This window comes from Micromonospora sp. CA-269861 (assembly GCF_050948505.1).
GTDB lineage: Bacteria > Actinomycetota > Actinomycetes > Mycobacteriales > Micromonosporaceae > Micromonospora.
Window position 1 is genome coordinate 1,648,884 of sequence record NZ_CP192014.1, and the last position, 13,795, is coordinate 1,662,678.

Sequence of the window (13,795 nt, forward strand, 5' to 3'; positions counted from 1 at the left end):
CACTGTGCGGCTGACCGACTTCTGGACGCGGCTGGACGAGGCGTTCGGGCCCGGCTACGCGGCCAGCATCGCCCGCGATCAGGTGCTGTCCCAGCTCGGCGGACGGACCATCGAGCAGGCGCTGGCATCGGGGGAGCAGACGCACGTGGTGTGGCGGGCGGTCTGTGCCGCGTACCCCGACCGCGTGCCCGCCCGACTACGCTGAGCAGCCTTTTCGTCGGTTCCGCGTGTCGCTTGTCGAGTCGTACACCTGTTCGGCTATTGTCCACAGCGGGGTGCTCGTCCACAGCTCGCGGCCCGTCGGCTGGTTTTCTGTCGGACCTAGCGCCTAGCGTGTCCGCGTGACGCGAAGCTCAGCAAAGACGCCGGCGAAGGCAGGGGTGGCAACCATGGCAGCAGGGCCTGACCGGGAGAAGGCACTCGACCTTGCTCTCGCTCAGATTGACAAGCAATTCGGCAAGGGCTCGGTGATGCGGCTGGGTGACCGGCCGGTCGTCCAGACCGCGATCATTCCGACCGGTTCCATCGCGCTCGATGTGGCCCTCGGCATTGGCGGCCTGCCCCGTGGCCGGGTGGTCGAGATCTACGGCCCCGAGTCCAGCGGTAAGACCACTGTGGCACTGCACGCGGTGGCCAACGCCCAGCGCAACGGCGGCATCGCCGCCTTCATCGACGCCGAGCACGCGCTCGACCCGGAGTACGCGAAGGCCCTCGGTGTCGACACCGACGCGATGCTGGTCTCCCAGCCGGACACCGGCGAGCAGGCGCTGGAGATCGCGGACATGCTGATCCGCTCCGGCGCTCTGGACATCATCGTGATCGACTCGGTGGCGGCCCTGGTGCCGCGCGCCGAGATCGAGGGCGAGATGGGCGACAGCCACGTGGGCCTCCAGGCCCGGCTGATGAGCCAGGCACTACGGAAGATCACCGGTGTGCTCAGCAACACCGGCACCACGGCGATCTTCATCAACCAGCTGCGGGAAAAGATCGGCGTCATGTTCGGCAGCCCGGAGACCACCACCGGTGGTCGGGCGCTGAAGTTCTACGCCTCGGTCCGGCTCGACGTGCGACGCATCGAGAGCCTCAAGGACGGCACCGACGTGGTCGGTAACCGCACCCGGGTCAAGGTCGTGAAGAACAAGGTCGCCGCGCCGTTCAAGCAGGCCGAGTTCGACATCATGTACGGCAAGGGCATCTCGCGCGAGGGCTCGCTGATCGACGTCGGCGTGGAGCAGGCGATCATCCGCAAGTCCGGAGCGTGGTACACGTACGACGGTGACCAGCTCGGGCAGGGCAAGGAGAAGGCCCGGGAGTTCCTGAAGGAGAACCCGGACGTGGCCGCCGAGATCGAGAAGAAGATCCTGGAGAAGCTCGGCGTCGGGGTCGGCGCGGGTGACGCCGCCGGTGGCCCGGAGCTGCCGCCTGTCGACTTCTGACAGGTCGCTGACCCATGGCAGGACGACGCGCTCGTACGGGGCGGGGCTGGGATGCCAGTCCGCCTCGTACGGGCGACGCCACCGATCCACCCCGCCCTCGGAGAGGCCGCCGGGGTGGGTCCGAGGAGGCCGACACCGTCGAGTCTCCGGCCCCTCCTCGCGACGAGTCCGAGGTGGCCCGCGAGATCTGCCTGCGCCAGCTCGCCGTCCGGCCCCGCACCCGGGCCGAGTTGGCCGGGGCGTTGGCCAAGCGGGGCATCTCCGAGGAGGTCTCGGCCGAGGTGCTCGACCGGTACGACGAGGTCGGCATCATCGACGACGCCGCGTTCGCCCGGGCCTGGGTGTCCAGCCGGCACGCCGGGCGCGGCCTCGCTCGCCGGGCGCTCGCCAACGAGCTGCGCCGTAAGGGTGTGGACGGCGAGGTGGCCACCGAGGCGTTGGGTGAGTTGGACGAGGAGACCGAGGCGGACACCGCCCGGGGCCTCGTGGAGCGCAAGCTGCGCACCGCCCGAGGTGAGCCGGACGCGGTCTTCCGCCGGTTGGTGGGCATGCTGGCCCGCAAGGGTTACCCGCCTGGCGTGGCCATCCGGGCGGTGAAGGACGCGCTCGCCGCGCAGAGCGCCGAGGCGGCCGAGTTCGCCGAGCAGATTGACGCCGACGCGCTCGCCGAGGCGGAGGGCGAGTTGGAGCGCGACAACCGTCTGGTCGAGTAGGGACCGGCGCGGCCGACCCGTTGCGGACAAAACGGCGTTGATCGCGGCAGCGGTGGCAGTGGCTGCCAACTGACGTCTGGTTAGACGGTTGGGTCACACCTCGCTCGGCCGTCGGCGTTGTCTGACAACCGGCTGGGTGGGGCTGAGCAGGCCCGACACGTCCAGGGAGCAGCGCACCTCGCGGAGTTTGTCCCCTCCTGTCCGGCGCGATATCAGCGCGCGGTGACTGTGCAACTTCTCTCCGTTCGGGGGGTTTGATCATGAGTCCTTGACCAGAGCACCCCCGGCGACCTAGCCTCGCCATACAGGCTCACATTGCCCGACCAGCGCAGGCTAAGCGCACAACATAGATCGCGTAACAAGACAGCATCACTTTGGCCGACTCCGCGGCCTTTGGCGGCAGTTCCGGACAGGCCGGTCCGGAACGCTGCGACAACTGCACCCGGTCGCCGACGCTGCCCACCGGGCACCGCCGGCGGAGAAAGCTACCCACGGCCAGCCGCTCCGGTCGGGCGTCCACAGCCGCAGGAGTGTGCCCCCGGCACGGTCGCTGCGGTCTCGACGTTAGGGGAGGCGGCCATGGCGGGGCGGCGGCACAGGTTCATCGGTAGACCCGACGGGGTCCCGGCATGAACGCGTTCGACGTCGTGCTCCTCGCGGCCGTCCTCGTCCTCGCGGTGGTGGTGATCGGGGCCGTGCTGGTCGGCATCCGGACACTGCGCCGGATGGGCGCCGCGCCGGCTCCGGAGGATCCCGCCTTCATCGCGGAGAAGGACCGCCAGGAGCAGTCGCTGGCCGCCCTGCGGAGCGCGGCCGACGAGGCGAACAGCACGATCGACGTGGCGAAGTCCGCGGCCGCCGCAGCCCGTACCGAGGCGGCGGCGGCGAAGGCCGAGGCGAAGGCGGCCCGCGCCGAGGCGCGTCGGGTCCTCGACGACGCGCGGGCCGAGGCGGACACCGTTCTGGAGCGCGCTCACAAGCAGGCCGAGGCGGACGCCGAGCAGTTGCGGGCTGCGGCCCGGCGCAGCGGCGAGCGGGAGGTCGCGGTCCTCGCCGCCACCACCCGGGAGCAGGCTGCCGAGGTGGAACGTCGGGCAGCTCGGATGGACGAGCGGGAGCGGATGCACACCGAGGAGGTGGAGCGGTTCGCCGAGCGGGAGCGGCAGCTCACCGCCGCGAAGGCCGCCCTCGCCGCCCGGGAGGCCACGCTCGCCCAGCGGGAGACCGAGCTGACCGAGTCGGAGGAGCTGCGCCGCCGGGAGTTGGAGCGGGTCGCCGGGCTCACCGCCGACTCCGCTCGACTGGAGCTGGTCGACGCCATCGAGACGCAGGCCAAGCGGGAAGCGGCGCTGCTCGTGCGGGACATCGAGTCCGACGCGCGCAACACGGCGGAGCAGCGTGCCCGACACATCGTGGTGGACGCGATCCAGCGGGTCGCCAGCGAGCAGACCGCGGAGAGCGTGGTCAGCGTCCTGCACCTGCCCGGTGACGAGATGAAGGGGCGGATCATCGGCCGGGAGGGGCGCAACATCCGCGCCTTCGAGTCGGTGACCGGCGTCAACCTGATCATCGACGACACCCCCGAGGCGGTGCTGCTCTCCTGCTTCGACCCGGTCCGTCGGGAGGTGGGCCGGCTGACCCTGGAGAAGCTGGTCCTGGACGGGCGCATCCACCCGCACCGGATCGAGGAGGTCTACGACCTGGCCCGGCAGGAGGTGGAACAGCTCTGCCTCCGCGCTGCCGAGGACGCCCTGGTCGAGGTCGGCATCACCGAGATCCACCCGGAGCTGGTGACCCTGCTCGGCCGGCTGCGCTACCGCACCTCGTACGGGCAGAACGTGCTCAAGCACCTGGTCGAGACCGCTCACATCGCCGGCATCATGGCCGCCGAGCTGCGGTTGGACGTGCCCATCATCAAGCGGTCGGCGTTCCTGCACGACATCGGCAAGGCGCTCACCCACGAGGTGGAGGGCAGCCACGCCATCATCGGCGCGGACCTCGCCCGCAAGTACGGCGAGCACGAGGACGTGGTGCACGCCATCGAGGCGCACCACAACGAGGTACCGCCGCAGACCATCGAGGCCGTGCTCACCCAGGCTTCCGACGCCTGTTCCGGCGGTCGACCGGGCGCACGCCGGGAGAGCCTGGAGGCGTACGTCAAGCGGCTGGAACGGATCGAGGAGATCGCGGCCGGCAAGCTCGGCGTGGACAAGGTCTTCGCCATGCAGGCCGGCCGGGAGATCCGGGTGATGGTCAAGCCGGACGACGTGGACGACATCGGGGCGGCCGTGCTGGCCCGCGACGTGGCCAAGCAGATCGAGGAGGAGCTGACCTACCCGGGTCAGATCCGGGTGACGGTGGTCCGCGAGTCCCGGGTCACCGAGATCGCCCGCTGAGTCAGACCGGCAGCCCTCGCCGGGCGAACACTGGCAGATGACCGAAGGCCGCCCCGAGCAAGTCGGGGCGGCCTTCTGGCCTTCTGATCGGTCTGGCGTGGCTCAGGCGCCTCCGCCGCCTCCGCCTCCGCCGCCCTCGGCCTGGGACACGAGGGCCGCCGGCGGCGGGTTCTGTGCTGGCGTGCCGGCGGTCTTGCGGCCCCTGGCGAGCCGCCGCTGGACGTACTGGGCGAGCTTCGACAGCGAGTAGTTCACCACGATGAAGAGCACGGCGATCACGACGTAGACCTGGATCGGGTTGCCCAGCACGCCGATGATCTGCTTGCCGATGTTCAGGGTCTCCTCGTAGCTGATGATGAACCCCAGCGAGGTGTCCTTGAGCACCACGACCAGCTGGCTGATCAGTGCCGGCAGCATGATCCGGAAGGACTGCGGCAGCAGGATCATCCGGGTGGTCTGTGCCGGGGACAGCCCGATGGCGGCGGCCGCCTCCGCCTGGCCGCCCGGCAGCCCCTCCATGCCGGAGCGGAGGATCTCGCCGATCACCACCGAGTTGTAGATGGTGAGGCCGATGACCAGGTACCAGAGGTTGTCGAGGTAGAGACCGAACTCGGGGAAGCCCCGGGCCACGAAGAAGATGGTGAGCACGACGGGCAGGCCACGGAACACCTCGACGCAGACCCGGGTGACCGCCGACAGCAGCGTGCTCACGCCACGCAGCAGGTAGGCCACCGGCGTCGCCAGGCCGGTGAACCGGAGCCGGGTCAGGCTCTTGAGCTGGATCCGCAGGACGGCGAGCAGGGTGCCCAGCAGCAGTGAGGAGACGACGGCCAGAGCCGCCGCGATCAGGGTGTTCTTGAAGCCGAGGCCGATCCGGTCCCACACCTGGGAGAAGTTCTCGTTGGAGGGGTCGAGCAACGGGCCCCACAGCTCCATCGAGAGCTGGCCCTTGTCGTTCAGCGGGCGGTAGATCAGGAAGTACGCCCCGACGACCAGGACCACTCCGGCGACGATGCTGCTGATCAGCGTGATCCGCCGCTGCCGGGGCCCGGGAACGTCGTAGAGGACGCTCGTCTGCTGACTCATCGGGCCACCGCCTGTCGCTTCTCGATCCGGTCCAGCAGGGCGCCGAGCGGCACCGTCATGATCAGGTAGCCGAGCGAGATGCCGATGGCGACCGGGACGAACGCGTAGCCCTCGGCCCCGGTGAGCTGGTCGGCACTGGCCGACAGGTCGCCGACCACCCCGAAGAAGCCGGCCAGCGCCGAATTCTTGATCATCGCGATGATCACCGAGCCGAGCGGCACCACCGAGGCCTTCCAGGACTGCGGCAGCACGACGTGGCGCAGGTTCTGCCCGAAGGTCAGGCCCAGTGACCGGGCCGCCTCAGCCTGCCCGGCCGGCACCGCGTTGACCCCGGAGCGCAGCGCCTCGCAGACGAACGCGGCGGTGTAGAGCACGAGGGCGATCAGCGCGAACCGGAAGTACGGAAGATCGGTGCCGAGCCGGGTGAACAGCGAGTCGATCACCGGGATGCGGAGGAAGTCCGCGTTGGAGCCGAGCGCCGGCAGGCCGAACGCGGCGAAGAACATCACCACGGTCAGCGGCATGTTGCGGAAGACGTTCACGTAGCTGGTGCCGAGTGCGCGTAGCGGCGGGACCGGTGAGATGCGCAGCACCGCCACGATGGCGCCCAGGACGAGGGCACCGATCGCGGCGAGGATGCAGATCTGGAGGGTGAGCCAGAAACCACCCGCAAAGACGTCGAACTTGTCGATGAGCACGTTCACGGGTCGGTGTTCCTCCCCACCCTCCAGATCGAAGGATCAGATCAGTAGCGGTTGATGGTGGGCGCCGAGCCCAGTTCCGCGCCGAACTTGCCGGCGGTGCTGTCCCAGGCCTTCTTCCAGCTGCCGTCGGCGACCGCCTTGTCCAGCGTGTCGTTGATGAAGCTGCGGAAGTCCGCGTCCTCCTTCTTCACCCCGATGCCGTACGGCTCCTTGGTGAAGTTGCTGCCGGCGAGCTTGAAGGACGCCTCGTCCTTGGCGATGTAGCCGAGCAGGATCACGTTGTCGGTGGTCACGGCGTTGACCTGGCCGCCCTTGAGGGCGTCCCGGCACTTGTCGTAGGTGTCGAAGAGCACCAGCTGGGAGCCGACGTCCTTGACGTACTGCTTGATCGTCTCGGCCGGGGTGGAGCCGGTGACGGAGCAGACCTTCTTGGTGCCGTCCTTGAACGAGTCCGGACCGGTGATGGTCGTGTCGTCCTTCTTGACCAGGATGTTCTGGCCGGCCTCGTAGTACGGGCCTGCGAAGGCGATCCGCTCCTTGCGCTTGTCGTTGATCGTGTAGGTAGCGGCGACCAAGTCGACGGTGCCGTTGACGATCACGTCCTCGCGGACCTTCGAGGGGGCCTCAACCCACTCGATCTTGTCCTCGGGGATGCCGAGCTCCTTGACGATGATCTTCGCGATCTCGACGTCGAAGCCCTCCGGCTTGCCCGACAGGCCCTTCAGGCCGAAGCCGGGCTGGTCGAACTTGGTGCCGACCTTGATCTTCTGGGCCTTGTTCAGCTTCTCCATGGTGGTGCCGGCGGTGAAGGACTTGCTGCCGGCGCCGGTGCCCTCCCCGCCGTCGTCGCCACCGCAGGCGGTGAGGCCGAGCGCCAGAGCGGCGACCGCGGCGACTGCCGCAACGCGCGTGATACGCATACTCTTCTCCTTCTTCAACGGAGCCCACCGAGTGCGGCGCGCTCCACTACGGACGCCTAGTGCGTGAGGATCTTGGAGAGGAAGTCTCGGGCCCGCTCGCTGCGCGGGTTCGCGAAGAACTCCGCAGGTGGGGCGTCCTCGACCAGTTGCCCGTCGGCCATGAAGATGACCCGGTTCGCCGCATGCCGGGCGAAGCCCATCTCGTGGGTCACCACGACCATCGTCATGCCGTCGCTGGCCAGTGAGGTCATCACGTCGAGCACCTCGCCGACCATCTCCGGGTCCAGGGCGCTCGTCGGCTCGTCGAAGAGCATCGCCTTGGGCTGCATGGCCAGCGCCCGGGCGATCGCCGCCCGCTGCTGCTGACCGCCGGAGAGCTGGGCCGGGAACTTGTCCGCCTGGTTGGCGATGCCGACCCGGTCGAGCAGGGCCAGGCCGCGCTCGCGGGCAGCGGCCGGTTTCTCCTTGCGGACCTTGATCGGGCCGAGGGTGACGTTCTCCAGGATGGTCTTGTGCGCGAAGAGGTTGAAGGACTGGAAGACCATGCCCACCTCGCTGCGCAGCTTCGCGAGGGGCTTGCCCTCGGCCGGCAGCGGCTGACCATCGAAGGTGATGGTGCCCGAGTTGATCGGTTCCAGTCGGTTGATCGTGCGGCACAGCGTCGACTTGCCGGAGCCGGACGGGCCGATCACCACGACCACCTCGCCCCGACCCACCGACAGTGAGACGTCGTCCAGCACGTGCAGCGGCCCGAACCACTTGTTGACCGCGTCCAGCACGATGAGCGGTTCGCCCGTCGTCACGTCGTCCACCGTCCCCTGTCGTCTCCCGGATCGGGGTCGGTTGACCCCCGGTGCGGCCACTGTAGGCGGCCTGATGTGGCAGAACGCAACCCAGCGGGTCACGGAGCGGTAACACCGGTCACGATCGTTCTCGGGCGTCCGATTTCGGTCACGGTATTGGCGTCGACGGTGGCGATCGTGGCGCGTTGTCGAGATCATGGGTGGATGACCGAACCCGTACGGTTGACCAAGTACGCCCGCGGCGGTGGCTGCGCCTGCAAGATCCCGCCGGGCGAGCTGGAGATCATGGTGGCCGGTCTCGGCCCGGCGACCGGCACCGCGGAGTTGCTTGTCGGGTTGGATCACGGCGACGACGCGGCGGTGGTGCGCCTGGACGAGCGGACCGGCCTGGTGAGCACCGCCGACTTCTTCACTCCGGTGGTCGACGACGCGTACGACTGGGGTCGGATCGCCGCCGCCAACGCGCTCTCCGACGTGTACGCGATGGGCGGCACCCCGCTGGTGGCGCTCAACCTGCTCTGCTGGCCGCGCGACGTGCTCCCGCTGGAGTTGGCCCGCGAGGTGCTGCGCGGCGGCCAGGACGTGGCCCGGGAGGCCGGCTGTCACCTGGCCGGCGGGCACAGCGTGGACGACGACGGCCCGAAGTACGGTCTCGCGGTCACCGGCACGGTCCGACCGGAGGAGCTGATCACTCTCGACGCCGGTCGGGCCGGGGTGCCGTTGTCGCTGACCAAGCCCCTCGGGGTGGGCGTGCTGAACACCAGGCACAAGGCGACGGGTGAGAGCTTCCCGGAGGCGGTGGCCACGATGAGCGCGCTCAATCGGGACGCCGCCCGCGCGGCGGTCGCCGCCGGCATCCGGTGTGGCACCGACGTGACCGGGTTCGGGCTGCTCGGGCACGCCTCGAAGCTGGCCCGGGCCAGCCAGCTCACGGTGGCCATCGACACCGCCCGGGTGCCCTATCTGGCCGGCGCGCGCGAGGCGCTGCGCGACGGGTTCGTCAGCGGCGGCAGTCGGCGCAACCTGGAGTGGGTGACCCCGTGGACCGACTTCGGCGCGGCGGACGAGGCCGAGCGGCTGCTGCTGGCCGACGCGCAGACCTCCGGTGGCCTGCTGGTCGCCGGCGAGGTGCCGGGCGCTCCCGTGGTGGGCGAGCTGTTGCCCCGTGGGGAGCACCGGGTCGTCCTGCGCTGACCGGGGGCGGTTGACCCGGGGGAGGACACGCGGTGGCGGTGGTGCGGATGGCGCACCATACCCGATAAACTGTCACCTTCCCGCTACTCCGAGCAATGCTGCTCAGGGAAATTTTGCCCGGAATGGTCACAGACCGGTAACTTGCCCCCGCCTGGGGTCAAATGCCCCCCACCATCGTGTGTAAGGCCCGATCCGGAGGCCGGTGGGGACGAACGCAGCGAGGAGGCGGAATGACCGAGCTGTGGAACTGGAGAATCGACGGGGCTCAACCCGTGGAGGTCTACCCGGCGCTGGCCGAGGCGCTTGGTCGGGTGGTGATGCCGTTGGCGGCGGCCGATCCGGCGCGGCTGCCGGCGTACGCGGTGGTGTGTGACGTCTGGCAGGCGCCGGGCGAGTTCGCGACAGTGGTGGACTGCTACGGGGTGCCCGAGCAGCTCTCCGAGCACCCGAGCATCGCCGCGCTGGCCCGGTTGCTGGGCCGCAACTGCCTGTTGCGCGACGACACGCTCGACGCGGGCCGGCACCTGCTCGTCGCTCCGGACGGCACGGTCCGTCCGGTGCACTTCGACGTACGGGACACCGACGACGGCGAGGTGCTGAGCAAGTTGCGGCTCTGCTCGCTCGGTGACCCGGGTTGTCGGGGCTGGTCGCAGTGCCACCGCTCGCAATGGGCGCCGGACACGGTGGCACCGGCGCTCGCCGCGGCCTGACCCTCGGGAAGGGGTCAGGCCCGGCCGGGTCGCCGTGCTGGCGATCAGTTGGAGGCGGTGGCCGACCGGTCCGTGGTGCCCGACCCGGCGCCCCGCACCACCAGTTGGTCGAGCAGGGTGCGCGTCGCCTCGGCCACGGCGGCCACCGCGGCGTCGAACGCGGCGGCGTTGTGCGCGGCGGGCGCCCGGAAGCCAGAGATCTTCCGGACGTACTGCAACGCCGCCGCCTCGACGTCCGCGTCGGTGACCTGCGGGGTGAACGGTTCACGCAGCGTCTTGATGCTCCGGCACATGTCAGCTCCTCCTCTGCCCATCGCGGTCTGCCACTGGGCGTGCCGGCGATGGTACCGACGGTGACACTGGGTCGATATTTGTCTATCCTGGTCACGGACCAGAGCCGTTCGAGCCACAGCCGCCGCTCGCGCTCCCAGCGCCCAGGGCCCCCGGAGACTCATTGTGGACCATGCCCCCGCCCGCTCATCCCGTCCCGACCTAGACGATCTCACGCGTAGCCTGCACATCCCGCTGGAACGGATCGCCGTCGAGCACGCCGATCTGATCGAGGCGGTGCGCAGGCGCGTCGTCACGAACGACTCCGCGCCGTCCGGCACCGTGGCCGTCGCCGCCTTCAACTCGTCCATCTGAGTGATGGTCTGCCGGTGCGGTCCACCCGGAGTGGGCGGACCCTGCCGGCGGATCAGCCAGTTCGTGCTGAAGGTGCACAGCAGGTGTGACCTCAGTTGCGACCACTGCTACGTCTACCAGCACGCCGACCAGACCTGGCGTGACCGTCCGGTGCGGATGGCGCCGGCCATGGTCCGGGCCGCCGCACGGCGCATCGCCGAGCACGCCCGCGAGCACGGGTTGCCTGTCGTGCACGTGGTGCTGCACGGGGGTGAGCCGCTGCTGCTGGGTGCCGCCGGGTTGCGGGAGGTGCTGGCCGAGCTGCGTTCGGCGATCAGCCCGTGGACGCGGCTCGACCTGCGCATGCAGACCAACGGCGTGCTGCTCGACGAGGAGTTGTGCCGGCTGTTCGTCGAGTACGACGTTCGGGTCGGTGTGTCCTTCGACGGTGACCGTGCCGCCAACGACCGCCACCGGGTCTTCGCCCACGGCGGCAGCAGCCACGACCAGGTCCGGAGGGCGTTGGCCCTGCTCCGACGGCCGGAACACCGCACCAGCTACGCCGGCATCCTCTGCACGATCGACGTCCGCAACGATCCCGACCGGGTGTACGAGGCGCTGCTGGCCGAGAGCCCACCCCGGGTCGATCTGTTGCTGCCACACGCCACCTGGGACCACCCCCCGGACCGCCCCGGCCCCGAGCCCACCCCGTACGCGGCCTGGCTGGGACGGGTGCACCGGCGGTGGGTGGACGACGGTCGCCCGCTGTCGATCCGGATGTTCGAGGCGCTGAGCCCGGGTGGCGGCGGCACCGAGGCGTTCGGCCTCGCGCCCGCCGACGTGCTGGTCATCGAGGCGGACGGCAGTTGGGAGCAGGTCGACTCGCTGAAGACCGCGTACCACGGCGCGGCCGGCACCGGGCTCGACGTGTTCGACCACTCGGTGGACGAGGTGGCCCGGCACCCCGCTGTCGCCGTCCGGCAGGACGGCGTGGACGGGCTCTGCGCGACCTGCCGGTCCTGCCCGGTGGTCGACAGGTGCGGCGGCGGCCTGTACGCCCACCGCTGGCGCACCGGCTCCGGCTTCGACAGCCCCTCGGTGTACTGCCCCGATCTGCTCCGCCTGATCGACATCGTGGATGCCCACCCGCCGCGCGCCGCACCCGTGCCGAGGCAGAGGCAGGCCACCCCAGAGATGTCAGGCGACGGGTCCGCCGCCGCGGCCGTCGACGATTTGCTGGACGACCTGGCGACCGGGCACGGGTCGGCGTCGACGCTCGCGCTGCTCGCCGCCACCCAGCTCTCCATCACCCGGGCGCTGCTGGTGGCCTGCCGGGACCGGTCCGCCACCACTGCCGCCTGGGAGTTGCTCGTCCACCTCGACCAGGTGGCGCCGGAGGCGGTCCGGGCGGTCCTGGCGCACCCCTTCGTCCGGCCCGCGCTGGTGCACCGCCTCGACCCGTCGACCCCGCCCGGCCTCGGCGCGGCGGTCGACCCACTGCCGGCCCTCGCGATCGCGGCGGCGCTGCGGGCCGGTGTCCCGGCCGCGTTGCACGTGCCGGTGCGGGCCGACGCGATCACGTTGCCCACGCTCGGCAGTCTGGTGCTGCCCGGTCTGGGGGAGAGCGCCGAGGTGACCGTCCGGGCCGGCGAGTTCCAGGTCCGCTGTGGGTCGGTCCAGCACACGGTGCTCCTCGGCCCGATGGCGCCACCGTCGATCGGCTGGCTGCCGACCCGCGACGTGTCGGTGCCCGGTGGCCGGCTGCTCCTTGAGGACGGCGACCCGTACCGCGACTGCTACGGCCAGCGCGTGGAGCCCCGCCTGGAGGTTCCGGCGGCGCGGGCGTTGGGCCGTACCCTGGCCGAGGCCTGGCGGGTCGTGCACCGGGACGTGCCGGCGCACGCGGTGGCGCTCGACGGCGGCCTGCGTGCCGTCGTTCCGTTGGCGCCCGACCCGGCGCGACCCCTGCGCAGCGCGACCGCCCGGCACGCGTTCGGCGCAGTCGCCGTCACCCCCCATCCCGACCCGGAGACGATGGCGGTGCTGCTCGTGCACGAGTGGCAGCACGCGAAACTGGGTGCGGTCCTCGACCTGTACGACCTTGTCGAACCCGGGCAGGACACCCGGATCCGGGTGCCCTGGCGCCCCGACCCGCGGCCTCCGGAGGGCGTCCTCCAGGGGGTGTACGCCCACCTCGCCGTCACCCAGGTCTGGCGGTCCCGGGCGGCCACCGACCATCCGGACGCGTCGGCGCACGCGGCCCACTTCCTCGGGTGGACCCGGGACGGCGTCGACGCGCTGCTGGCCAGCCGGTCGCTCACCGCTGCGGGTGAGCGGTTCGTCGGCCAGCTGCGCCACGCCCTTGAGGAGACCCGTGTCGGGTCCAGATGAGCACCCACCGCCCACCCTGGGCCGTCCCCGCCTCGCCGACGACCTGCGGGCGTTGGGCGTACGCCCGGGGGTGTGCCTGCTGGTGCACTGTGGCCTCCGTCGGGTGGGCCCGCTGGAGCACGGCCCGGCGACCCTCGCCGGCGCTCTGCGTGACGTCCTCGGCCCGGCCGGCACACTGCTGGTGCCCACCCACACCGACGGCAACTCGACCACCTCCCGGGCCCACCTGGCGGCCACCGCCGGCATGGACCGGGCGCAGCGCCAGCGGTACGAGGCGGCGCTGCCGGGCTGGGACCGCCGGAGCACCCCCTCGCAGCGGATGGGTGTGCTCGCCGAGTACGTCAGGTGCACCCCCGGCGCGGTGCGCAGTGATCATCCGCAGACCTCGTTCGTCGCGCTCGGCCCCCGGGCCCGGCAGCTCACCGACGGCCATGACCTCACCTGCCACCTGGGGGAACGCTCACCTGTCGGCGGCCTCTACGCGGCGGACGGGCAGATCCTGCTGCTCGGCCTCGGCTACGAGGCGTGCAGCGCCCTGCACCTGGCCGAGTACCGGCTGCCGGTGCCGCCGCCCGAGCGCGACTACCACTGCTTCCGGCTCGTCGACGGTCGGCGGGTCCGTCTCGACTTCCGGGCTCTCGACCTGGACGACCGTGACTTCCCGACGGTGGGTGCCGCGTTCGACGAGACGCCGTTGGTGCGGCACGGCCGGGTGGGGCGGGCCAACGCCCGCCTGCTGCCTGCGCGGGCCACTGTCGACTTCGCGACTGGTTGGTTCGCCACGAACCGGTTGGCGGCGCGACGTTGACGCGGGGACT

Annotated in this window: 14 protein-coding genes; 9 read left to right on the forward strand and 5 right to left on the reverse strand. The window is 70.7% G+C overall.

The annotated features are described in order from the left end of the window. The first annotated feature begins 4 nt into the window (after positions 1 to 4). The 4 genes from ACQP0U_RS07580 (at position 5) to rny (ending at position 4,545) form a co-directional block, all read left to right on the forward strand. Positions 5 to 205, forward strand: a complete 201-nt coding sequence (locus ACQP0U_RS07580) for a DUF3046 domain-containing protein (protein WP_030489422.1) — start codon at positions 5 to 7, stop codon at positions 203 to 205. 184 nt (positions 206 to 389) lie between these two features. Next, on the forward strand, positions 390 to 1,436 hold the full coding sequence (gene recA / locus ACQP0U_RS07585; RefSeq protein WP_007456801.1) for a recombinase RecA: 1,047 nt from the start codon (positions 390 to 392) through the stop codon (positions 1,434 to 1,436). 14 nt (positions 1,437 to 1,450) lie between these two features. Beyond that, positions 1,451 to 2,149: a regulatory protein RecX gene (locus tag ACQP0U_RS07590; RefSeq protein WP_433316992.1), complete on the forward strand. Its 699-nt coding sequence runs from the start codon at positions 1,451 to 1,453 to the stop codon at positions 2,147 to 2,149. Between the two features lie 629 nt (positions 2,150 to 2,778). Next, a complete protein-coding gene (gene rny / locus ACQP0U_RS07595) occupies positions 2,779 to 4,545 on the forward strand; it encodes a ribonuclease Y (RefSeq protein WP_433316994.1) in 1,767 nt (588 codons plus the stop codon). 102 nt (positions 4,546 to 4,647) lie between these two features. Here the strand turns inward: rny and ACQP0U_RS07600 are convergent, their stop codons facing one another. Genes ACQP0U_RS07600 through ACQP0U_RS07615 form a run of 4 tightly spaced genes read right to left on the reverse strand, consistent with a single transcriptional unit; the run spans position 4,648 to position 8,067 of the window. Continuing rightward, entirely contained in the window at positions 4,648 to 5,631 is a 984-nt protein-coding gene (locus ACQP0U_RS07600) for an amino acid ABC transporter permease (protein ID WP_433316996.1), read from the reverse strand. Further along, positions 5,628 to 6,335, reverse strand: a complete 708-nt coding sequence (locus ACQP0U_RS07605) for an amino acid ABC transporter permease (protein WP_430500585.1) — start codon at positions 6,333 to 6,335, stop codon at positions 5,628 to 5,630. Before ACQP0U_RS07605 ends, ACQP0U_RS07600 begins: the two co-directional genes overlap by 4 nt. Positions 6,336 to 6,376: 41 nt before the next feature. Beyond that, positions 6,377 to 7,255 (reverse strand): glutamate ABC transporter substrate-binding protein, encoded by an 879-nt coding sequence (locus ACQP0U_RS07610; RefSeq protein WP_433316998.1) that lies wholly within the window; start codon positions 7,253 to 7,255, stop codon positions 6,377 to 6,379. 56 nt (positions 7,256 to 7,311) lie between these two features. After that, positions 7,312 to 8,067, reverse strand: coding sequence for an amino acid ABC transporter ATP-binding protein (locus ACQP0U_RS07615; protein WP_238660654.1), 756 nt, complete (start codon positions 8,065 to 8,067; stop codon positions 7,312 to 7,314). Between the two features lie 195 nt (positions 8,068 to 8,262). Between ACQP0U_RS07615 and selD the strand changes: the two genes are divergently transcribed. Together selD and ACQP0U_RS07625 are read left to right on the forward strand one after the other, a co-directional pair. Next, positions 8,263 to 9,252 carry a selenide, water dikinase SelD gene (selD, locus tag ACQP0U_RS07620; RefSeq protein WP_425784468.1) on the forward strand — a complete coding sequence of 330 codons (990 nt, stop codon included), beginning with the start codon at positions 8,263 to 8,265 and terminating at the stop codon, positions 9,250 to 9,252. A gap of 230 nt (positions 9,253 to 9,482) precedes the next feature. Then, on the forward strand, positions 9,483 to 9,962 hold the full coding sequence (locus tag ACQP0U_RS07625) for a hypothetical protein (RefSeq protein WP_433317001.1): 480 nt from the start codon (positions 9,483 to 9,485) through the stop codon (positions 9,960 to 9,962). A gap of 44 nt (positions 9,963 to 10,006) precedes the next feature. On the opposite strand, the gene ACQP0U_RS07630 is transcribed toward ACQP0U_RS07625, so the two are convergent. Then, positions 10,007 to 10,255, reverse strand: coding sequence for a DUF2277 family protein (locus tag ACQP0U_RS07630; RefSeq protein WP_124817658.1), 249 nt, complete (start codon positions 10,253 to 10,255; stop codon positions 10,007 to 10,009). A 163-nt stretch (positions 10,256 to 10,418) separates the two neighbouring features. Here ACQP0U_RS07630 and ACQP0U_RS07635 point away from each other — a divergent pair, with 163 nt between their 5' ends. The 3 genes from ACQP0U_RS07635 to ACQP0U_RS07645 all read left to right on the forward strand — a co-directional run bounded on the left by ACQP0U_RS07635 (position 10,419) and on the right by ACQP0U_RS07645 (position 13,785). After that, a complete protein-coding gene (locus ACQP0U_RS07635; RefSeq protein WP_433317003.1) occupies positions 10,419 to 10,607 on the forward strand; it encodes a hypothetical protein in 189 nt (62 codons plus the stop codon). A gap of 63 nt (positions 10,608 to 10,670) precedes the next feature. After that, entirely contained in the window at positions 10,671 to 12,977 is a 2,307-nt protein-coding gene (locus ACQP0U_RS07640; protein WP_433317004.1) for an FxsB family cyclophane-forming radical SAM/SPASM peptide maturase, read from the forward strand. Further along, positions 12,961 to 13,785, forward strand: coding sequence for an aminoglycoside N(3)-acetyltransferase (locus ACQP0U_RS07645; protein ID WP_433317007.1), 825 nt, complete (start codon positions 12,961 to 12,963; stop codon positions 13,783 to 13,785). The genes ACQP0U_RS07640 and ACQP0U_RS07645 overlap by 17 nt, the downstream gene beginning before the upstream one ends. Positions 13,786 to 13,795 lie beyond the last annotated feature (10 nt).